Raw genomic sequence first — 21365 nt, 5'->3', positions numbered from 1 at the left:
GCAAGCGGTTCGCCGAGCCGGAGGCAGATGCTCCGGTGAGTGATATGCCTGTGCGGCATATTTATGACTCCCCGTCATATCGTTCATCAGCACAACCGTCGCCACCACCGGTGGTCGGGCCTCGGCGGGCCACGGGAGTGCCCGGGTGAGCTTCCACAATCCGAAGATGCCCTGGTCGGAGCTGGAGCAGGTGCTCTCCGGCCGGTCGGGCGACGGCCGGCCTGGGTGCGGCCGGTCCGGCAAGGGACGCTCCCGGGGGAGCGGGGGCGAGCGGCACCTGCACGTTGTGGACCCGCTCGCGGTCGACGCCGACGGCGGCGACTCCCCGGCGTGGAGCCGCAAGCGGCAGCAGTACGAGCCGCCCGAGCTGTCCCGCCCGGACGACGCGGTGCCCTACGCGGAGCTGCACGCGCACTCCAACTTCAGCTTCCTCGACGGGGCCAGCCACCCGGAGGAGCTGGCCGAGGAGGCCGCCCGGCTGGGGCTCACCGCGCTCGCCGTCACCGACCACGACGGCTTCTACGGCGTGGTGCGCTTCGCCGAGGCGGCCCGCGCGCTGCACCTGCCGACGATCTTCGGCGCGGAGCTCTCCCTCGGGCTGCCCGGCCCGCAGAACGGGGAGCCCGACCCGCACGGGTCGCACCTGCTGGTGCTCGCCCACGGCCACGAGGGGTACGCCCGGCTGGCCGCCACCATCTCCCGCGCCCAACTGCGCGGCGGCGAGAAGGGCCGCCCGGTCTACGGCGAGTTGGAGGAGGTCGCCGAGGAGCTGCGCGACCACGTGCTGGTGCTCACCGGCTGCCGCAAGGGGCACGTACCCGCCGCCCTGCTCACCGAGGGCGTCGACGCCGCCGCCCGGGAGCTGGACCGGCTCACCCAGCTCTTCGGCCCGGAGACGGTGGCGGTGGAGCTGACCGACCACGGCCACCCGATCGACGCCGACCGCAACGACGCGCTGGCCGAGCTGGCCGCCGCGGCGGGGCTGCCCACGGTCGCCACGAACAACGTGCACTACGCCACCCCGGGGCGCCGCCGGTTGGCCACCGCCCTGGCCGCGGTCCGGGCCCGGCGCAGCCTCGACGAGCTCGACGGCTGGCTGCCCGCCGCCGGCACCGCCCACCTGCGCAGCGGCGCGGAGATGGCGGCGCGCTTCGCCGCGTACCCGGGGGCGGTGGGGCGGGCCGCCGAGTTCGGCGCGGAGCTCGCCTTCGACCTGCAACTGGTCGCGCCGCAGCTGCCGGCGTACCCGGTGCCGCCCGGGCACACCGAGATGAGCTGGCTGCGCCGGCTGACCATGGACGGCGCCCGGGAACGCTACGGCCCGCCCGAGGCGCACCCGGAGGCGTACGCGCAGCTGGAGCACGAGCTGCGGATGATCGAGGAGCTCGGCTTCCCCGGCTACTTCCTGGTGGTCTACGACATCGTCGCGTTCTGCCGCGAGCAGGACATCTACTGCCAGGGCCGGGGCTCGGCGGCCAACTCGGCGGTCTGCTACGCACTGCGGATCACCAACGTGGACGCGGTGCGGCACCGGCTGCTCTTCGAGCGCTTCCTCGCCCCCGAGCGCGACGGGCCGCCCGACATCGACGTGGACATCGAGTCCGACCGCCGAGAGGAGGTGATCCAGCACGTCTACGCCCGGTACGGCCGGGAGCACACCGCCCAGGTCGCCAACGTCATCTCGTACCGGCCCCGGTCGGCGGTGCGGGACGTGGCCAAGGCGTTCGGCTTCTCGCCCGGCCAGCAGGACGCCTGGAGCAAGCAGATCGACCGCTGGGGCTCGGTCGCCACGGTGGACGTGGCGGACATCCCCGAGCAGGTCATCGCGTACGCCAACGAGCTGCAGCGGTTCCCCCGGCACCTGGGCATCCACTCCGGCGGCATGGTGATCTGCGACCGGCCGGTGATCGAGGTCTGCCCGGTGGAGTGGGGGCGGATGCCCGGCCGCAGCGTCCTGCAGTGGGACAAGGACGACTGCGCCGCGGTCGGGCTGGTCAAGTTCGACCTGCTCGGCCTCGGCATGCTCTCCGCGCTGCACTACGGCTACGACCTGATCGGCTCCCGGCTCGACCTGGGCGACATGACCCTGGACGATCCCGAGGTCTACGACATGCTCTGCCGGGCCGACTCGGTCGGGGTGTTCCAGGTGGAGAGCCGGGCCCAGATGGCCACCCTGCCCCGGCTCAAGCCCCGCGTCTTCTACGACCTGGTGGTGGAGGTGGCGCTGATCCGTCCCGGCCCGATCCAGGGCGGCTCGGTGCACCCGTACATCCGGCGCAAGAACGGGCAGGAACCGGTGACGTTCCCGCACCCGCTGATGCGCAACGCGCTGGAGAAGACCCTCGGCGTGCCGCTGTTCCAGGAGCAGCTCATGCAGCTCGCCATCGACCTGGCCGGCTTCGACGCGGCCGGGGCCGACCAGCTGCGCCGGGCGATGGGGGCGAAGCGCTCGGTGGAGCGGATGGCGCAGATCGCCGACCGGCTGTATGCCGGGATGGCCGAGCGGGGCATCACCGGCGAGCTGGCCGACGACGTCTACCGCAAGCTCACCGCCTTCGCCAGCTACGGCTTCCCGGAGAGCCACGCGATGAGCTTCGCCTACCTGGTGTACGCCAGCTCCTGGCTCAAGCGCTACCACCCGGGCCCGTTCCTGGCCGCCCTGCTCAACGCCCAGCCGATGGGCTTCTACTCGCCGCAGACCCTGGTCGACGACGCCCGCCGGCACGGCGTCGAGGTACGCCGGCCGGACATCAACGCCAGCGGCGCCAAGGCGGTGCTGGAGTCCACGCCGGAGACCCGGTGGGGGAGCCGGCCGGGGGAGCCGCCGCACGCCTGGGGGCTGGGCGGCCCGGCGGTCCGGCTCGGGCTGGGCAGCGTACGCACCCTCGGCGACGGCGTGGCCGAGCGGATCGAGGCGGAGCGGGCGGCGCACGGGCCGTACCGGGACATGCCGGACCTGGCCCGCCGGGTCGGCCTGACCGCCGCGCAGCTGGAGGCGCTGGCCACCGCGGACGCCTTCGCCTGCTTCGGGCTGACCCGGCGGCAGGCCCTCTGGGCCGCCGGCGCGGCCGCCCAGGACCGGCCGGGCCGGCTGCCCGGCACGGTGACCGGCGCGGCCGCGCCCACCCTGCCCGGCATGGAGGCGGTGGACCGTCTCGTGGCCGACGTCTGGGCCACCGGCCTGTCCCCGGAGAGCCATCCGGCGCGGTTCATCCGCGACCGGCTGGACGCCCTGGGCGCGGTGCCGATCGCCCGGCTGGGCCGGGTGGAGCCGGGCCGGCGGATCCGGGTCGGCGGGATCGTCACCCACCGGCAGCGACCGGCGACCGCGGGCGGGGTGACCTTCCTCAATCTGGAGGACGAGACCGGTATGCTCAACGTCACTTGCTCACCCGGGCTCTGGCAGCGATACCGTCGAGTCGCCCGCACCAGCACGGCGCTGGTGGTGCGGGGCCGGTTGCAGCGGCACGAGGGCGTCATCAGCCTCACCGCCGACCGGCTGGACGCGATCGAGCCTCCCGTCACCCCGACGTCCCGGGATTTCCGCTGAGCGGAGTGATCCACATTACGGTTTTCCGGCCCCGGAGGCGGGAGACTCCCGGCACGGGTGGGCAGAGTGGCCCACTCGGGTATGGGGGATGAAACGATGACCTTTCACAGCACGTATCCCGGCGGCGTGGCGAACGCCCGGCGGACCCGGCTCGGTGCCGGTTGGGCGCCCACTCACGAGGTGGAGCCCCGCGAGTACGAGGTGACCGACGGCCCGGTGGCCAACGCCCAGCGGTCCCGCGCGGAGGAGGACCCCGCCGGAGGCGGCGACTCCTGACCCCGGTGCGGCGGGTGACTAGGCTCGGCGGGGTGGAGCAGACCCGAACTCTGACCCCCCGCACCGCCGTGATCTGGTCGGTGCTCCGGGCCGAGCTGGACCGCCGGTCCGGCGAGCAGCTCACCGTGCTCGACGTCGGCGGCGGGACCGGCGGCTTCGCCGTCCCGCTCGCCGACGCCGGCCACCGGGTCACCGTGGTCGACGCCAGCCCCGACGCGCTCGCCGCGCTGACCCGCCGGGCCGCCGAGTCCGGGGTCGCCGACCGGGTACGCGCGATCCAGGGCGACGGCGACGCGCTCGCCGGGCTGGTCGAGCCGGCCACGGTCGACCTGGTGCTCTGCCACTCCGTGCTGGAGGTGGTCGATGATCCCGCCCCGGTGGTCGCCGCGCTGGTCGCCGCCCTGCGTCCCGGTGGCGCCGCCAGCGTCCTGGTCGCCGGCCGGGCCGCCGCCGTGCTCACCCGGGCGATGAACGGGCACCTCGACGTCGCCGCCGCGCTGGTCGCCGACCCGGACGGCAGCGCCGGCCCCCGGGACACCCTGCGCCGGCGGTACGACGCCGACACCGCCGCCGCGCTGCTCGCCGCCGCCGGGCTCGTCGTCGAGGAGATCCACGGCGTACGCGTCCTCGCCGACCTGCTCCCAGCCGCGGTGGCGGACGGTCAGCCGGCCGCCCTGGTCGAGCTGGAACGGGCCCTGGCCGCCCGGTCGCCGTACCGGGACCTCGCCGCCCAGCTGCACCTGTTCGCCCGCCGCCCGGCATGACCGGCCCGGCGGTGGATCCGCTCGAGGCGGTCGCGCCCCGCTACGGCGGCGGCAGCCTCGCCGACATCCTGCCCAGCGCCCTCGCGGCGCTCGGCGTGCCCGGCGCGGCCGACCTGCTCGGCCTGGGGCCCCGGCTGGCCGGGGTACGCCGGGTCGCCGTGCTGCTGGTCGACGGGCTCGGCTGGTACCAGCTCCCCACCGCCGCTCCGTACGCCCCGACCCTGGCCGGTCTGGCCGCCACCGTCGGCACCCCGCTCACCTCCGGATTCCCCTCCACCACGCCGACCAGCCTGGTCACCCTCGGCACCGGTACGCCCTCCGGCGGGCACGGCGTGCTCGGCTTCAAGGTCCGGGTCCCCGACACCGACCGGGTGCTCAGCCACATCGAGTGGGCCGGCGACCCGGATCCGCTGCGCTGGCAGCCCGTGCCGACCTGGTACGAGCGGGCCCGGGCCGCCGGGGTCGCGGTGACCGTGGTCAGTCGTCCGGAGTACGGCGGCAGCGGCCTCACCCTGGCCGCGAACCGGGGCGGCGACTACCGGGGCGCGTCCGACGTCGACGCCCTCGCCGGGCAGATGCTCACCGCCCTCGCGGCCGGCGCCGGCCCGACCCTGGTCTCCGGCTACCACCCGGACCTGGACCGGCACGGGCACCTGAGCGGGGTCGACTCGGTGCCCTGGCGGCTGGCCGCCGCCGAGGTGGACCGGCTGCTCGCCCGGCTGGTCGACGGGCTGCCGGCGGACGCGGCGCTGCTGGTCACCGCCGACCACGGCCAGCTCAACGTGCCGGCGGAGCACCGGATCGACCTGGACACCGATCCCCGGCTGCGCGCCGGGGTGCGGGTGGTCGCCGGTGAGCCCCGGGTCCGGTACCTGCACGTCGAGCCGGGGGCCACCGCCGACGTGGTGGCCGCCTGGTCGGCGGTGCTCGACGGCGTCGCCCGGGTGACGACCCGGGAGGAGGCGGTGGCCACCGGCTGGTTCGGGCCGGTGCCCGAGGAGCACCTGCGCCGGATCGGCGACGTGGTGGTGGTCTGCCGGGGCACGTACGCGGTGGTCGCCACCCGGTCCGAGAAGCCGATCGAGTCCCGGCTGGTGGCCTACCACGGTGCGGACACCGCCGCCGAGATGACGATCCCGCTGCTGGTCGTCCGCGGCTGACCCCAGTTCCGCCGGCCGTGTCGGACCGGGCGGATAGTGTGCCGGCATGGGCCGCAGCCAGTCGTTGCCCCGAGGCGGTGACCCGCGCTTCGGGCCGGACGCCGACGACACCGGCTGCCCGATCCTGCACGTCGACATGGACGCCTTCTTCGCCTCCGTCGAGGTGCGCCGCCGCCCCGAGCTGCGCGGCCGGCCGGTGGTGGTGGGCGGGATCGGGCCCCGCGGGGTGGTCAGCTCGGCCAGCTACGAGGCCCGCCGGTACGGCGTCCGCAGCGCCATGCCCACCGCCCGCGCCCGGGCCCTCTGTCCGCAAGCGGTCTACCTCCCGCCCGACTTCGCGCAGTACTCTGCGGCCTCCCGCGCGGTGATGCGGATCTTCCGGGACGTCACCCCGCTCGTCGAGCCGCTCTCCCTGGACGAGGCGTTCCTCGACGTGGCCGGTGCCCGGCGGCTGTTCGGTTCCCCGGCCCGGATCGCCCGGCTGATCCGCCGCCGGGTCGCCGAGGAGCAGGGGCTCACCTGCTCGGTCGGGGTGGCCCCGAGCAAGTTCGTGGCCAAGCTCGGCTCCACCCGGGCCAAGCCGGACGGTCTGCTCGTGGTGCCCGCCGCCCGGGTCCTGGAGTTCCTGCACCCGCTGCCGGTGGCGGCGCTCTGGGGCGTGGGGGAGCGCTCCGCGGAGGCGCTGCGCCGGCTCGGCCTGAACACCGTGGGTGAGCTGGCCGAGGCGCCGGACGGCCTGCTCCGCCGGGCGGTCGGCGCGGCGGCGGCGACCCACCTGCACGAGCTGGCCTGGGGGCGGGATCCGCGCCGGGTCTCCCCGGAGCAGGTGGAGAAGTCGATCGGCGCGGAGGTGACCTTCGACGTCGACGTCACCGATCCGGCGGAGATCCGCCGCGCCCTGCTGGCGCTGGCCGAGAAGGTCGGTACCCGGCTGCGCGCGGCCGGTCAGGTGGGCCGCACGGTGTCGCTCAAGGTCCGGCTGGCCGATTTCCGCACCGTCAACCGCTCCCGCACCCTCACCGTGCCGACCGACACCGCGCGGGAGATGTTCGACACGGCCTGGGCCCTGTGGTCCGCGCTCGCCCCGGGTGAGCCGGTCCGCCTGGTCGGCGTACGCATGGAGGGGCTGGCCGCCGCCGAGGAGACGCCGCGCCAGTTGGCGCTCGGCGCGCCGGAGCGCGGTTGGCGGGAGGCGGAGGCGGCGGCGGACGCGGCGGCCGCCCGATTCGGGCGGTCCGTCATAGGTCCGGCCAGTCTGCTCGGGCAGCGTGATCGGCGACGGATCGAAAAACCGACAGGGCCATAGGTCGTCCCGCTTTCCGACGCGCGAGCCCCCTCGTAGACTTGCGGGTAAGCAGCCGGTTGGCTGCCACGGTCTGTCGGCCCGACCGGGCCGACCAACGTGACCGGGGAGGAGTGCCGTGCCGCTCTCGGAGCACGAGCAGCGGCTGTTCGAGCAGATCGAGCGGTCGCTTGCCGAGGACCCCAAATTCGCCTCGGCCGTGCGCGCCAGCGACCCGCGTTTCCACGCGCGGCGTCGCGTGCTCGTCGCTGCCGGCGTGGTCATCGCTGGTCTGGCCCTGTTGATCTACGGGGCCGTGATCAAGACGCCCCCGCTGGCCGTAGCGGGCTTCGTCGTCATGCTGGCCTCGCTGGGCTACGCGGTGCAGTCGCACCGGCGGTCCCAGTCGCCCGACCTGCACGTGGTGGGGGGCACGACGAGTCGTCGTCCCCGTGGCCGGGCCGGTCGGCGGGGCTCGTTCCTGGACCGGATGGAGGACCGCTGGCGGCAGCGCCCGGAGGGGCACCGCTGACCATGTCCCGCCACTGAGGCGGGGCCCGCGCGCGACGGCGTGTCGCCGGGACCACCCGGCGAGCGCGGTCGCTTCTGCATGCCCCGACCTCCCCGCAAGATCATGCCGTGCCGGGAAGGTGGCTACCCCCGGGGAGACAGCACGTCCTGGACGTGTGCGTGGCCGGACGCGGAACCGGCGTCCCGCCCGCCGGCGGGGGAGCGCCGGCGGGCGGGAACCGGTCAGCGGGCCGGGCGGCCCGCCAGCAGGCGCCGTGGGTTCCAGCGCAGCAGCCGCTGCCGGACCCGCCCGCCGCCGGCGACCAGCCGGGCCGAGTGCTCCGCCAGCGCGGTGCGCCAGCGCAGTAGCACCGACGGCGGGAGCAGCGCCGCCATGATCCGGGTACGCCGGTCCGCGCGCGCGGCGAGCGCCCCGCGTACCGCCCGCAGGGCCGGGTGCAGTGCCTCGCCGGTCAGCGGGTCCCGGGCGTAGCGGGCCCGTTCCTCCGCCCGGCTGAGCAGCCGGACCCCGGTCACCGCCCCGGCGTCCTCGGTGAGGGCCTCCCGGGCCAGCCGCTCGGCGGTCGCCCGGGGAGTCTCCGTCCGGTCGACGCGCACCTGGAAATCCACCAGGGTGTCCAGCAGCTCGTCCCAGGCGGCGTGCGCGTCCGCCCGGGCCCGGTCGGAGTCCACCCCGACCACGATGTCGCGTACCTCGCCCCGCTGACCGGGGACGGCGGCCAGCGCGGCGGCCGCCGGCACCGGAGCCCGGGCCCGGCGCCGCCGGCGCAACACGGAGCGACGCAGCGCCGGGACGGCCAGCAGGGCCAGCAGGGCGATCAACCCGCCCGCCCACCACGGCCAGACCGGCGAGCGCCGGGTGGGGCCGCCGTCGGCGAGGGCGAGACCCTGGTCGGTCTCCTTGTCAAGCCGGTCCGGCCGGTTCGGGCCGGCCGAGGGGTCGACCTCGCCCGGCGCGGCGCTGGTCCCCGCCGACGGGGAGACCTCCGGAGCGTTGCTGTCCGGGGCCCAGGCCGACCGGACCGAGCCCGGCACGCCGGCCGCCGGAGTGGCGTCGAACGGCACCCAGCCGACCCCGCCGAAGTAGACCTCCGTCCAGGCGTGCAGGTTCTTGTTGGTCAGCACGTAACTGCCGCCGTCGGAGCTGCTGCCGTTGGTGAAGCCGAACGCCACCCGGGCCGGGATGCCGGCGGCCCGGACCAGCCAGGCCATCGCGGCGGCGTACTGCTGGCAGAAGCCCGCCTTGGTGTCGAGGAAGTTGGTGATGTCGTCCCCGCTGGTGCCGCCCGTGGTGGTGAGCGAGTAGGTGAACCCGTTCTTCACCGAGAAGTGGTCGTAGATCGCCCGGACCTTGTCGTAGTCGTTCTGCTTGCCCTTGACGAGCCGCTTGACCAGCTGCTCGACCGCCGGGACCGACGGCGTGACGGTCTGCTGGCGCAGCACCACGTCGTCGGCCGGCAGGGAGGGCGCCGCGCGCAGCGCCGACGGACTGTACGTCGAGCGGACGTAGTCGAAGGAGTAGCGCTTGCCCCGCGAGTTCTCCCGGTTGGAGAAGATGACCTGGAGCTTCGGGTCGTAGAACCAGTTGCCGCTCAGATCCTCCGTCTTCACCGGCTCGGCGTAGACCGGCAGCAGCGCCATGTTGAGGTTCTTCGACACCTCGACGGTGGCGTGGTAGCGCTGCCGCTGGACGCCCCGGTCGGCGCGCTCCGACGGGTCGGGCAGGCCCCGGTTCGCCGACCGCCCGCTGGGGGCGCGGTCCCGGAAGCCACCCGCGAGCAGGTCGTCGGCCACCCCGAAGCGCAGGTAGAACGGGGTCGGCTCGTTGGTGGTGACCTTGACCAGCTCGTACACCTCCGTCCGGTTCAGCTGGCCACTGAGCGCGGCGAACAGGTCGATCCGGCCGGAGTGCCCGCCCTGGCCCGGCCGCCCGGTGCCGTCGCCCGTGCCGTTGCCGCCCGGGGTCAACAGCCCGCCGGTCATCCCGGGCACGGCCAGTGGCAGCGCCACCGCGACGGCCACCCCGACCACGGCCAGCCGGCGGCCCGCGGCGGCCAGCGGCGACGCCTCCCAGACGTCGACGTCGCGGCCCTCGCCGGTGAACCGGCGGCCGAACCGGCGTACCCGGTCGACGTTGTCGGTGACCAGCAGCCACAGGTAGCCGCAGGCGCCCACCACGAACGGGGTGGCCGGGACGCTGTCCACGTAGACCGCCACCGGCACCGAGTAGATGGCCAGCATCGGCAGCCCGGCCAGCGCCGGCCGGCGCAGCCCGACGGCGAGCACGTCCACCACCACCGCCACGACGCCGACGCCGAGCACGGCGACGAAGAGCAGCGAGTCGACGTCGTCCACCTTCACGCCGTACGCGCGCATGTCCGCCATCGACGCGCCGAGCAGTTCGCCGAAGTGGCCGAAGGTGCCCGGGGTGGGCAGGAACGCCAGCAGCTCGGTGCCGCCCGGGAAGATCCAGGTCAGCGCGAGGGCGAGGCCGGCCAGCATGGCCAGGACCTGACCCCACAGCGGTGCCCGGGCCAACCGGCTCAGCGCGGCGGCGCCGGCCACCGCGGCGACCGCGATGGCCACCTCGACCAGCCAGGTCCAGCGCTGAAAGATCGTCGACAGCGGCGCCGCGGCCAACACGGTCGCCGCCGCCGCGACGAAGCCGAGGTTGCGGTGTGCGATCACGGGTCCACCCTTCCGGTCATCGCACGCCTCCGGCCACCGTCTCCGCCAGTGCCGCCCGCAGCGCAAAGCCCTGCGAACCGCGAGCCGTCTGCGGCCAGAGCACGGGCAGCCGGTTGCCGTGCGCCACGCCGATCACCCGCCATCCGCTCTGCACCAGGGCGAGCGCGGCGGTGCCGTGCGCGCGTTCCGCCTCGGCCCGGGCCTTCGGCGGCAGGTTCAGCCAGGTGTTGCTGTCGAGCAGGAAGCCGACGCAGGTCGCGCCGTTGCCGCGCAGGCCGGCCAGCAGTTCCGCCTCGGCGGTGGTCAGGGTCCCGAACAGCGCGATGATCAGCCCGCCGTCGGCCCGCTGCCGGACCTGCTGCACCAGCGTGGTGATCTCGCCGCGCCTGTCCAGGTGCACCTCGGCGAGGTGATCGAGGAGCAGACCCTCGCCGGCTGCCTCGGTCGCGTCCACGTCCGCCCCCGAGCCGGTGACCAGGCGCAGCTTGTAGCCGGCCTGGCGCAGGTGCACGGCGATGCTGGCGGCGGCGGAGACCGCCCACTCGAAGCTGGCCGTCGGGCCGTCACCGCGGTGCCCGGCGGCGCGGGTGTCCAGCACGACCGTGGCCCGGCTCTCCCAGGGCTGCTCCTCCCGGCGCACCATCAGCTCGCCGGTGCGGGCCGTCGACTTCCAGTGCACCCGGCGCAGGTCGTCGCCCATCCGGTACTCCCGGGTGGCGGCGTCGTCCTCACCGTGCACCGCGACCGAGCGGGCCCGGCTGTCGCCGCTGCCCGCGTACTCGCCGGGAAGGCGGACCGCCGGCAGCGGGGTGACCTGCGGGATGACCGTGAGGTGCTCGACGCTGGGGAAGGCGCGGCTGAGCTCGCACAGCCCGAACGGGTCGGTCAGCCGGATCACCAGCGGGCCCACCTCGTACCGGCCGCGCACGTCGGCCCGCACGGTGTACGCCACCGAGCTGGCCTGGTGCGCGCCGAGCCGTTCCAGCACCACCCGGGGCCGGCTGCCCAGCGCGTACGGCAGCCGATCCTCCAGCAGCAGGGTGCCGGTGGGCAGGCGGGACAGGTTCTGCAGCCGCAGCACCACCCGGGAGCTGGCCCCGACCGGCACCCGGTGCGGTTCCAGCGACCGGTTGCAGGCGAGCTTGTAGCGGCTGCGGCCCACGTAGGCCGCCGCGAGCAGCGGCAGAACGGCGAGCAGGACGGCCACCCGGAGCAGGTCCTTCTCGCCGAGGATGCCGGCGGAGATCGCGGCGGCGGCCGCCGCCGCCAGGAAGGAGCGGCCCCGGGTGGTCAGCCCGCGCAGCCCGTCGCGCACCTCACGGCCTCCGCGGTTCGTACGGCCCGCGGCCGGTGCCGCCGGGCCGGGTGTCGTACGGGGAGCGCTTGCGGTCGGTCGGCAGCGGCAGTCGGTGCACCAGCTCGGCGACGATCGCGTCGGTGGTGCGCCGGGCCAGCTGCGCGTCGGCGGTCGGGATGATCCGGTGCGCCAGCACCGGCACCGCGAGGGCCTGCAGGTCGTCCGGGAGGACGAAGTCCCGACCCTCCAGGGCGGCCACCGCGCGGGCGGTGCGCAGCAGCTGGAGGGTGGCCCGCGGGGAAGCCCCGAGGCGCAGGTCGGGAGCCTCCCGGGTGGCGGTGACCAGGTCGATCGCGTACTGCTTGACGGCGTCGGCGACGTGCACCTGCCGGACGTGGCCGATGAGCTGGCGGACGGTGGCCGCGTCGGAGACCGGGCGCAGCTCGTTCAGCGGGTCGGCGGCGCCGTGGCCGTCGAGCATGGCCAGCTCGGCGCCCGCGTCCGGGTAGCCCATCGCGATCCGGGCGGTGAACCGGTCGCGCTGCGCCTCGGGCAGCGGGTACGTCCCCTCCATCTCGATCGGGTTCTGCGTCGCGATCACCATGAACGGGGTCTGCAGCTGGTAGGTGACCCCGTCGACGGTGACCTGCCGCTCCTCCATGCACTCCAGCAGGGCGGACTGGGTCTTCGGGGAGGCCCGGTTGATCTCGTCGCCGACCACCAGGTTGGCGAAGACCGCGCCGGGGCGGAACTCGAAGTCGTGCGTCTCCTGGTTGTAGACGCTGACCCCGGTGACGTCGCTGGGCAGCAGGTCCGGGGTGAACTGGATCCGCCGTACCGAGCAGTCGATCGAGCGGGCCAGGGCCTTGGCGAGCTTGGTCTTGCCGACGCCGGGCACGTCCTCGATCAGCAGGTGGCCCTCGGCGAGCAGGACGGCCAGGGCGAGTCGGACGGTGGCCGTCTTGCCTTCGATGACCTGCTCGATGTTGGCCACGATGGCCTCGCTGGCGGCGCGGAACTCGTCGTGCGGCAGCAGACCGCCCACCTCGTCCCAGGTCTGTTGTGTCACGGGCCTCCTCCTCGTCGCCTTGACGGCAGCTCTGTATAGAGCACCTGGACCCGCCGTTGGGTTCGCGACGCCGAGCCTCTTCTGCCGCAGAAATCTCAGTGGCCTCTCAGGCTAACCATGTTTGTCGTTGCCGCCGACCCCCGCAGGCGGTCGGTCGGTTACGCCCGGAATATTCGCCGGACCGGGGGATCGTCCCGACCCGTGGATGCGGGCGGGATGGCTCACCGGTGGGAGGAGTACACTCCGGGTCATGGCCGGAGCCTTCCTGCTTCTTACCGAGCCGTGCTGATGCGCTGAACGCGCGACAGCACGGCGGCCCCTCCTGCGCGAGGGGCTTTTTCGTGTCCGCAGCAGGCCTCCCATATCCGACATGACCCGCGCCGAGGAGACGCCATGACTGAGGCAGCCGCACCGGCGACCGACATTCCCCCGTTCCGGTACACCGCGGCCCTGGCCGCGGAGATCGAGCACCGCTGGCAGGACACCTGGGAGCGGGAGGGCACCTTCCACGCGCCGAACCCGGCCGGGCCGCTGGCCGACCCGGACCACCCGCGGGCCGGCGCCGAGAAGCTGTACGTGCTGGACATGTTCCCGTACCCGTCGGGCGCCGGCCTGCACGTGGGCCACCCGCTGGGCTACATCGGCACCGACTGCTTCGCCCGCTACCAGCGGATGGCCGGGCGCAACGTGCTGCACGCGATGGGCTTCGACGCGTTCGGCCTGCCCGCCGAGCAGTACGCGGTGCAGACCGGCACCCACCCCAGGACCACCACGGTGGCGAACATCGAGCGGTACAAGGCGCAGCTGCGCCGGCTGGGGCTGGCCCACGACGAGCGGCGCTCGGTGGCCACCATCGACACCGACTTCTACCGCTGGACCCAGTGGATCTTCCTGCAGATCTTCAACTCCTGGTATGACCCGGAGGCGCGGAAGGCCCGGCCGATCGCCGAGCTGATCGCCGAGTTCGAGGGCGGCAACCGGCCCACCCCGGACGGCCGGCCGTGGGCCGAGCTGACCGTGGCCGAGCGCCGGAAGGTGGTCGACGACCACCGGCTGGCGTACGTCTCGGAGGCGCCGGTGAACTGGTGCCCGGGGCTGGGCACCGTGCTGGCCAACGAGGAGGTGACCGCCGATGGCCGCTCCGAGCGGGGTAACTTCCCGGTCTTCAAGCGGAACCTGAAGCAGTGGATGATGCGGATCACCGCGTACGGTGACCGGCTGCTGGACGACCTGGACAAGCTGGACTGGCCCGAGCCGATCAAGCTGATGCAGCGCAACTGGATCGGCCGGTCCCAGGGCGCGCACATCGACTTCCCGACCGCCACCGCCCCGGTGCGGGTGTTCACGACCCGGCCGGACACCATCTTCGGCGCCACCTATCTGGTGCTGGCCCCCGAGCACGACCTGGTCGACGTGCTGGTGCCGGCCGCCTGGCCGGCGGGGACGAAGGAGTCCTGGACCGGCGGGCACGCCAGCCCGCGGGCGGCCGTCGAGGCGTACCGGAAGGCCGCCGCGGCCAAGACGGACGTGGAGCGGCAGGCGGAGACCCGGGAGAAGACCGGCGTCTTCGTCGGCGAGTACGCGACCAACCCGGTGAACGGCGCGCGCGTCCCGATCTTCATCGCCGACTACGTGCTGGCCGGCTACGGCACCGGCGCGATCATGGCGGTGCCCGCCCAGGACGAGCGGGACTGGGACTTCGCGGAGGTCTTCGACCTGCCGATCGTGCGTACCGTGCAGCCGCCGGAGGGCTTCGCCGGCAAGGCGTACACCGGGGAGGGCCCGGCGGTCAACAGCGCCGCGCCCGACCGCGGCCTGGACCTGAACGGCCTGGGGGTGGCCGACGCCAAGGCGCGGATCATCGAGTGGCTGGAGGCCAACGGGCACGGCACCGGCGCGGTGACCTGGCGGCTGCGGGACTGGCTGTTCAGCCGCCAGCGCTACTGGGGCGAGCCGTTCCCGATCGTGTACGACGAGACCGGCGCGCCGATCGCGCTGCCCGAGTCGATGCTGCCGGTCGAGCTGCCCGAGGTGGACGACTTCTCCCCGCGGACCTACGACCCGGAGGACGCCGACAGCGACCCGGAGACGCCGCTGTCCCGGCGTGGCGACTGGGTGGAGGTGGAGCTGGACCTGGGCGACGGGCCGAAGCGCTACACCCGGGAGACCAACGTGATGCCGCAGTGGGCCGGCTCCTGCTGGTACGAGCTGCGCTACCTGGACCCGACGAACAGCGAGCGGTTCGTCGACCCGGAGAACGAGCGGTACTGGATGGGGCCGCGCGGCGCGGGTGACTGCGGGGGCACCGACCTGTACATCGGCGGCGTCGAGCACGCCGTGCTGCACCTGCTGTACGCCCGGTTCTGGCACAAGGTCCTGTACGACCTGGGCCACGTCTCGTCGTTCGAGCCGTTCCGCAAGCTGTTCAATCAGGGCTACATCCAGGCGTGGGCGTTCACCGACGCGCGCGGCACGTACGTGCCCGCCGAGGAGGTCGTCGAGGTCGACGGCCGGTTCTTCCACGGCGAGACCGAGGTCAACCGCGAGTACGGCAAGATGGGCAAGTCCCTGAAGAACGTCGTCACCCCGGACGAGATGTGCGCGGCCTACGGCGCGGACACCTTCCGGGTGTACGAGATGTCGATGGGCCCGCTGGAGGTGTCCCGCCCGTGGGAGACCCGGGCGGTGGTCGGCTCGTACCGGTTCCTGCAGCGGGTCTGGCGGGCGGTCGTCGACGAGCAGACCGGCGAGTCGCGGGTCACCGACGCGCCGGCCGACGAGGAGACCCGCCGGCTGCTGCACAAGCTGATCGACGGGGTCCGCGGCGACATGGACGCGATGCGGTTCAACACCGCCATCGCCAAGCTGATCGAGCTGACCAACGCGCTGACCCGGCTGCCGGCCACGCCGCGCGAGGTGGCCGAGCCGCTGGTGCTGATGCTGGCGCCGTTCGCCCCGCACGTCGCCGAGGAGCTGTGGCGGCGGCTGGGCCACGACACCTCGCTGGCGTACGCGGACTTCCCGACCGCCGACCCGGCGCTGCTGGTCGCCGCGACGGTGACCTACCCGGTGCAGGTCAACGGCAAGGTGCGCGGCCGGATCGAGGTTCCCGCCGACGCCTCCGAGGACGAGGTCCGGGCGGCCGCGCTGGCGGCGGTGGCCGGCTCGCTGGCCGGCAAGGAACCCCGCAAGGTCATCGTGGTCAAGGGCCGGATGGTCTCGGTCGTCGCCTGACCTCTCGGCACGGGCCGGAGCGGCCGCAACTTGACCGGAACGGGTGGCCTCCCCTCGCTTGGAGGCCACCCGTTCCGGGAAACTGAGCGGATCTGTCATCCGCCTTGGGGTGGTGCACCGTCGGATGACACCACGAGCGATATGACGCTGAGGCATGAATATGACCGAGAGGCATATCGCTCACGGACATACAGATTGCGCGAGCGTGACACGCCCGGCAGCCGCCCCGTCCTCCCGCTCCCGCCAGGGCACCAGTCCGTCGATGTGGCCCAGCACCTGCCGGCCCTGCCCGTCCACGCCGAGGAACGCCGGCGCCAGCGCGGGCGCGGTCGCGGCCAGGTGCCGCAGCAGCGCGGCGACGAAGTCGGCGTTGGCCGGGGGAGTGCGGCGTACGGTGTCGCCGACCCGGACCACCTCGGCGATGAACCCGCCGGGCAGCGGCTCCTCGACAGCCGTCATCTCAGCTCGGGGCCAGCCGGCGCCGCCGCTCGGCGCGCCACCAGCGGTGGATGATGATCGCGCTGGCGATTAGGCCGAGGCTGGCCGGCGCGGCGGCGTACCAGTTGATCTGGCCGGGGGAGCTGACGGCGGCGCCGATCGCCGCGTAGCCGACGGCGGTGGGGACGGCGGCGATCACGCTGCCCGCCAGGAACGGCAGCATCCGGGCTCCGGTGGTGCCGTAGCCGTAGCTGACCAGCCCGAACCCGGCGATCGGCAGCAGCCGAACGGTGATCACCCCGAGCACGCTCTGCCGGGCGAACCAGCCGTCCAGCCGGGCCAGCCGGCCGCGGACCCGCTCGGCGACGAACTGCCGGCCCAGCAGGCGGCCGACCGTGAACCCGAGCGCCGCCGCGAGCAGCGCCGCGCCGAGGGCGTACGCGGCACCCTCCAGCGGGCCGAAGATCGCGCCCGCGGCGAGCGTGACGAAGGTTCGCGGGACCAACGCCACCAGCAGCAGCGCGCCGCCGACGACCGCCGCGACCGGGGCGTACCCGCCGAGGGAGTCGGCGAGCCGGGGCAGCTCGGCCGGGTCCGGCCGGGGCACCAGCAGCAGGGCCACGGCGCACCCGGCGAGCAGCAGGAGCAGCAGCCCGAACCGGCGCGCGGACGGCTGCCGGAGCAGCCGCGCGAACCGGCGGGCGTCCGGTCGCCGGGGCAGCCGTCGGGCGACCGGGCTCACGCCCGGGCGGCGGCCGCCACCGCGGCGCGGCGCTCGGACCGGAGCCGGTCGGCCCAGGTGTCGTCGAGCGCGGGCAGCTGGTGGACGCCGGTCGCCCAGCGCAGGAGCAGGTCGGCCAGGGCCGGGTTGCGGGCCAGCGCCGGGCCGTGCGAATACGTGCCGAGCAGCTTGCCCCGCCAGGCGCCCTCGGTCGCCCCGTCGTTGCCGACCCCGGTGGTGACCCGGGCCAGCGGGGACACCCCCGGACCGAGGTGGGTCCGTCCGCCGTGGTTCTCGAACCCGGTCAGGTACGGGATGCCCAGCCGCGGGTCGACCTCGCCGGCCAGCTCCCCGACGGCCCGCGTGGGCCCCCGGTCGGAGGAGAGGTCCAGCAGCTCCAGCCCGGCGTACCTGGTGCCCTTGGCGAAGAAGGAGGTGCCGAGGAGCTGGTACCCGGCGCAGACGCCGAACACCACCGAGCCCTGGGCGACCGCCCGGTGCAGGCCGCCGTCGGCGAGCAGCCGCTGCGCGCCCAGCGCCTGCGGGCCGTCCTCGCCGCCGCCGATCAGGTAGATGTCGGCGGTGGCCGGCAGCCTCTGGTCGGAGCGGACCTCCAGCACCTCGACCGGCATGCCACGCAGCTGGGCCCGGCGGGCCAGGATCAGGGCGTTGCCCCGGTCGCCGTAGGTGGACAGCAGGTCGGGGTAGATCCAGACGATGCGCAGGCTCTCAGTTGACACGGTCCAGCTCCGCTCGGATGTCCTGGAAGGCGGTGTAGTTGGCGATGACCTCCAGCCGGCCCGGTGGCACCGACCGGATCGCCTCGTCGAAGCTCCGTACGTGCTGGAACGGCACGCCGTTGACGTCGAGTCGGACGGCCAGGTCGTACGCCCGGTCGCCGGTGATCAGCACCTGCCGGCCGCGCAGCGGGGCGAAGTCGACGTCGAAGAGCCAGGAGGTGTCCAGCCCGTCGGGGTCGCGCGCGTTGATCGAGAGCAGGGTCGGCGCCTCGTCGGCCATGTCGAACGCCTCCAGCCAGCTCGCCGGGTTCTTGGCCAGCAGCAGCCGGATGTTGCGCCCGTCCCGGTCGACCTGGGCGTAGCGGCCGGCGACCGAGGTGACCGTGCCGAGCCGGACGACCGCGTCCACCGGCCGTACGCCGAACTCGGCGGCGACCGCGAGCGCGGTGGCCGCGTTGCCCAGGTTGACCTTGCCGGGAAGCTGGAGTTGGACCTTGTGCCAGGCACCGCTGGGGTCGAGCACCCCGTCGTCCTCGACGGTCCACTGCGGCTGTGGACGGCGCAGCGGGCAGCCGGTGCACCACCACTGCTCACCTGAGCGCTGGATGGTGGCGCCGCACTCGGGGCAGACCCACGAGTCGTCGTGCCAGCGCTGGCCGGCGCTGAACCAGGTGACCTTGGGCGGGAAGTGGCCCTGGGCCGGGTCGGCCGGCGGGGTGGCGGCCCAGACCACCATCGGGTCGTCGGCGTTGGCCACCACCCCGACGTCGGGGTGCCGGACCAGCGCGGCGCGCCAGAGCTGCGCCATCATGGCGACCTCCTTGGCCCGGTCGAGCTGGTCGCGGGAGAGGTTGAGCAGGGCCACCACGTGCGGCTCGGTGGCCTCCAGCACCTGGGCGAGGTAGTGCTCGTCCACCTCCAGCACCGCGTAGGGGGTGCTGCCGGCCTTGGCCAGCGCCGAGGTGTGGCCGGTGGGCATGTTGGCGCCGAAGGAGTTGGTGGCGACCCGGCCGAGCACGCCGACGGCGGCGGCGGTGAGACGGGTGGTGGTGGTCTTGCCGTTGGTGCCGGACACCAGCGCGATGGCGCGACCCGCCGACAGGTGCGCGAGCAGGTCAGGGTCGATCTTGAGGCCGATCCAGCCGCCGATCACCGAGCCGTCGCCACGACCCGCGGCCCGGGACAGCGCCGCGGCGGTCCGCGACACGGAGCTGGCCACCTTTGCCCGCAGGGGCATCTTCGCGTCCGTCACCCGAGCGAGGTTACCGGACCCCGGCGCCCCCCAGATCGTTGCCGACGGCGAACCGTTCGGGCGGACCCGCCCGGCGGACGGCCACCGGACCTTCGGCCGGATGGAGTCGATCTATGTCGGGTAGCGGACGCGCGCCGCGCGCCGCTCCGGCCCTCCACCCCGCTCCACCCCCTTTGACGTGCTCTTTTGCGCGCGGAAACGCCGCGCCACGCGGGCGTTTCTGGTTGCAGGTGGAGGGAAGTGGAGTAGAGTGGGGCGCGATGGTGAGGCCGGGAGGGCCACACCGGCCCGGGGGGTCAGCGGCGCCGCGAACGCCGCTCAGGGCGAGGGGGTTGGGCCGATGTTCCTCGGCACCCACACTCCGCGCCTGGACGACAAAGGCCGGTTGATTCTTCCGGCGAAGTTTCGGGATGAGCTGGCGGGGGGTGTCGTGATCACCAAAGGGCAGGAGCGCTGCCTCTACGTCTTCCCGATGCCCGAGTTCCAGCGGATCGCCGACCAGTTGCGCGCGCAGCCGATGACGAGCAAGGCGGCCCGGGCCTACAGCCGGGTCTTCTTCGCCAGCGCGCACGACGAGGTGCCGGACAAGCAGGGCCGGGTCACCATCCCCGCGCACCTGCGCTCGTACGCCGCGCTCGACCGTGACCTGGTCGTGATCGGGGCGAGCACCCGGGTGGAGATCTGGGACAAGGCGGCCTGGGAGGCCTACCTCGCGGAGAGCGAAGACGACTTCGCCGACATCGAGGAGGGGGTGCTGCCCGGCGGTCTGTAGGGCGTGACGACGCCCGACGTACTGCGAGATCTCCAGCCGCTTTCGAGTTCCTGGCACCCCTTCCCCGGTGCCAGGCGCACGATCCGATCGGAGGGCCGCGGCCTCCGGCGGGCGGGGAGCGGATGGGGATCTGGCGGTATGGCGGGGCGTCGTTACGACGGCGGACGCGGCACGGACGGAAGAGGTTTCAACCAGTGGGGGTCGACATGGGGGAGCTACGCGGCACGCACGTGCCGGTGCTGCTCGAGCGGTGTCTCGAGTTGCTGGCCCCCGCGCTGGGCCGGAACCGGCGGACCGTGCACGTCGACGCGACGCTGGGCCTGGCCGGCCACGCCGAGGCGGTGCTGGAGGCGCACCCGAACACGGTGCTGATCGGCCTGGACCGGGACACCGAGGCCCTGGCGCACGCCCGGGTCCGGCTGGCCCGGTTCGCCGACCGGATCCACCTCGAGCACGCCGTCTACGACGAGCTGCCGGACGTGCTGCACCGGCTCGGGTACCCGGCGATCGACGGGGTCCTGTTCGACCTTGGCGTGTCGTCGCTGCAACTCGACGCGCCCGACCGCGGGTTCGCGTACGCGCAGGACGCGCCGCTGGACATGCGGATGGACCAGACCCGGGGGGTGACCGCCGAGGAGGTGGTCAACACCTACTCGCACCCCGAGCTGGCCCGGGTGCTGCGGGTGTACGGCGAGGAGAAGTTCGCCGGGCGGATCGCCTCGGCGATCCTCCGGGAGCGCGAGCGCGCCCGGATCACCTCGTCGGCTCGGCTGGCGGAGCTGGTCCGGGAGAGCATTCCGGCACCAGCCCGACGAACCGGCGGACACCCGGCAAAGAGAACGTTTCAGGCTTTACGGATCGAGGTAAACCGGGAACTGGCAGCGCTGGAGTCGGCGCTGCCGGCCGCGCTCGACAAGCTCACCGTGGGGGGCCGCATGGTGGTCCTGTCCTACCACTCGCTGGAGGACCGGCTCACCAAGGCGGCGCTCGCCGACCGGGTCCGCAGCAAGGGCCCGGTCGACCTCCCGGTCGAACTGCCCGGCTCGGGCCCGACGTTCCGGCTGCTCAGCCGGGGTGCCGAGCTGCCCGGGGAGGCGGAGGTCGCGGCAAACCCGCGCGCCGCCTCGGTCCGGCTGCGGGCCGCGGAACGACTCGACCCGGAGGAGACCCGGCAGGGACGTACCGACCGCGAACGGTACCGCCGCCGGGTGAAGGCGATGCACCAACCGGGGACGGGGTCGCCGGGATCCGGCACGGATCCGCGGCCGGCCCCGGGGGACGGGAACGGGACGGACGAAGAGGGGGAGGGGACATGAACGTCAATCAGCGCGACGGCCGGGACGCCGTCGGGCAGCGCGCACCGCGGTCGGGGGGCCGGACCGCGGCGCAGCGCACCACGCGGGCCGCGGGCGCGACGGCGGGGGCCGATCGGCTCGACCGCCGGGGGGAGACTCGCGCCCGGGGGGCGCGCGAGTTCCCCACCCAGGGCAGCGCCGCGCTGCGGCCGGCCGAGCGGGGCGCTCGTGCCGGCCGCGTCGGCTGGGCAAGCAGACGCAACGGCTGCGCGACTGGGCGGAGGAGACCGCCACCG

General features: G+C 74.2%; 16 protein-coding genes and 1 pseudogene. 10 read left to right on the top strand and 7 right to left on the bottom strand.

All coding sequences use genetic code 11. From position 1 onward, the window contains the following. Positions 1-145 precede the first annotated feature (145 nt). From ABZ570_RS22450 to ABZ570_RS22425, 6 genes are all read left to right on the top strand, one after another. Positions 146-3550 carry an error-prone DNA polymerase gene (locus ABZ570_RS22450; RefSeq protein ID WP_358066795.1) on the top strand — a complete coding sequence of 1135 codons (3405 nt, stop codon included), beginning with the start codon at positions 146-148 and terminating at the stop codon, positions 3548-3550. A 96-nt stretch (positions 3551-3646) separates the two neighbouring features. Further along, positions 3647-3826 carry a hypothetical protein gene (locus tag ABZ570_RS22445; protein ID WP_358066792.1) on the top strand — a complete coding sequence of 60 codons (180 nt, stop codon included), beginning with the start codon at positions 3647-3649 and terminating at the stop codon, positions 3824-3826. Positions 3827-3840: 14 nt separating this feature from the next. Beyond that, entirely contained in the window at positions 3841-4590 is a 750-nt protein-coding gene (locus ABZ570_RS22440) for a methyltransferase domain-containing protein (RefSeq protein ID WP_358066789.1), read from the top strand. Then, positions 4587-5750 (top strand): nucleotide pyrophosphatase/phosphodiesterase family protein, encoded by a 1164-nt coding sequence (locus ABZ570_RS22435; RefSeq protein WP_358066786.1) that lies wholly within the window; start codon positions 4587-4589, stop codon positions 5748-5750. The genes ABZ570_RS22440 and ABZ570_RS22435 overlap by 4 nt, the downstream gene beginning before the upstream one ends. A gap of 46 nt (positions 5751-5796) precedes the next feature. Next, positions 5797-7056 carry a DNA polymerase IV gene (locus ABZ570_RS22430; protein ID WP_358066783.1) on the top strand — a complete coding sequence of 420 codons (1260 nt, stop codon included), beginning with the start codon at positions 5797-5799 and terminating at the stop codon, positions 7054-7056. A 115-nt stretch (positions 7057-7171) separates the two neighbouring features. Continuing rightward, positions 7172-7564: a DUF3040 domain-containing protein gene (locus tag ABZ570_RS22425; protein WP_358066780.1), complete on the top strand. Its 393-nt coding sequence runs from the start codon at positions 7172-7174 to the stop codon at positions 7562-7564. Between the two features lie 221 nt (positions 7565-7785). On the opposite strand, the gene ABZ570_RS22420 is transcribed toward ABZ570_RS22425, so the two are convergent. Genes ABZ570_RS22420 through ABZ570_RS22410 form a run of 3 tightly spaced genes read right to left on the bottom strand, consistent with a single transcriptional unit; the run spans position 7786 to position 12617 of the window. Further along, positions 7786-10251, bottom strand: coding sequence for a DUF3488 and transglutaminase-like domain-containing protein (locus ABZ570_RS22420; RefSeq protein ID WP_358066777.1), 2466 nt, complete (start codon positions 10249-10251; stop codon positions 7786-7788). Between the two features lie 16 nt (positions 10252-10267). Beyond that, positions 10268-11566, bottom strand: coding sequence for a DUF58 domain-containing protein (locus ABZ570_RS22415; RefSeq protein ID WP_358066774.1), 1299 nt, complete (start codon positions 11564-11566; stop codon positions 10268-10270). Position 11567: 1 nt separating this feature from the next. Next, on the bottom strand, positions 11568-12617 hold the full coding sequence (locus tag ABZ570_RS22410; RefSeq protein WP_358066771.1) for a MoxR family ATPase: 1050 nt from the start codon (positions 12615-12617) through the stop codon (positions 11568-11570). Between the two features lie 393 nt (positions 12618-13010). Here ABZ570_RS22410 and leuS point away from each other — a divergent pair, with 393 nt between their 5' ends. Further along, positions 13011-15851 carry a leucine--tRNA ligase gene (gene leuS / locus ABZ570_RS22405; protein ID WP_358066768.1) on the top strand — a complete coding sequence of 947 codons (2841 nt, stop codon included), beginning with the start codon at positions 13011-13013 and terminating at the stop codon, positions 15849-15851. Positions 15852-16031: 180 nt separating this feature from the next. Here the strand turns inward: leuS and ABZ570_RS22400 are convergent, their stop codons facing one another. From ABZ570_RS22400 to ABZ570_RS22385, 4 genes are read right to left on the bottom strand one after another with little or no spacing between them, the layout of a single operon-like run. Then, entirely contained in the window at positions 16032-16310 is a 279-nt protein-coding gene (locus tag ABZ570_RS22400) for a hypothetical protein (protein WP_358066765.1), read from the bottom strand. Position 16311: 1 nt separating this feature from the next. After that, entirely contained in the window at positions 16312-17010 is a 699-nt protein-coding gene (locus tag ABZ570_RS22395; RefSeq protein WP_358066861.1) for a VTT domain-containing protein, read from the bottom strand. Positions 17011-17027: 17 nt separating this feature from the next. Next, positions 17028-17750: a glutamine amidotransferase gene (locus ABZ570_RS22390; RefSeq protein WP_358066762.1), complete on the bottom strand. Its 723-nt coding sequence runs from the start codon at positions 17748-17750 to the stop codon at positions 17028-17030. Then, positions 17740-18987 carry a MurT ligase domain-containing protein gene (locus ABZ570_RS22385; RefSeq protein WP_358066858.1) on the bottom strand — a complete coding sequence of 416 codons (1248 nt, stop codon included), beginning with the start codon at positions 18985-18987 and terminating at the stop codon, positions 17740-17742. The genes ABZ570_RS22390 and ABZ570_RS22385 overlap by 11 nt, the downstream gene beginning before the upstream one ends. Positions 18988-19342: 355 nt before the next feature. On the opposite strand from ABZ570_RS22385, the gene mraZ reads away from it, so the two are divergent. The 3 genes and pseudogenes from mraZ to ABZ570_RS22370 form a co-directional block, all read left to right on the top strand. After that, on the top strand, positions 19343-19774 hold the full coding sequence (gene mraZ, locus ABZ570_RS22380; protein ID WP_089006009.1) for a division/cell wall cluster transcriptional repressor MraZ: 432 nt from the start codon (positions 19343-19345) through the stop codon (positions 19772-19774). A 206-nt stretch (positions 19775-19980) separates the two neighbouring features. Further along, entirely contained in the window at positions 19981-21090 is a 1110-nt protein-coding gene (gene rsmH, locus ABZ570_RS22375; protein WP_358066855.1) for a 16S rRNA (cytosine(1402)-N(4))-methyltransferase RsmH, read from the top strand. After that, positions 21087-21281: pseudogene (locus tag ABZ570_RS22370) on the top strand (hypothetical protein); the annotation flags it as partial. The gene rsmH and the pseudogene ABZ570_RS22370, both read left to right, overlap by 4 nt. Positions 21282-21365 lie beyond the last annotated feature (84 nt).

It is taken from the genome of Micromonospora sp. NPDC007271 (assembly GCF_040634005.1).
Taxonomy (GTDB): Bacteria; Actinomycetota; Actinomycetes; order Mycobacteriales; family Micromonosporaceae; genus Micromonospora.
The sequence above is the reverse complement of the archived record's forward strand: the minus strand, read 5'-3'. Positions and strand labels throughout refer to the sequence as shown.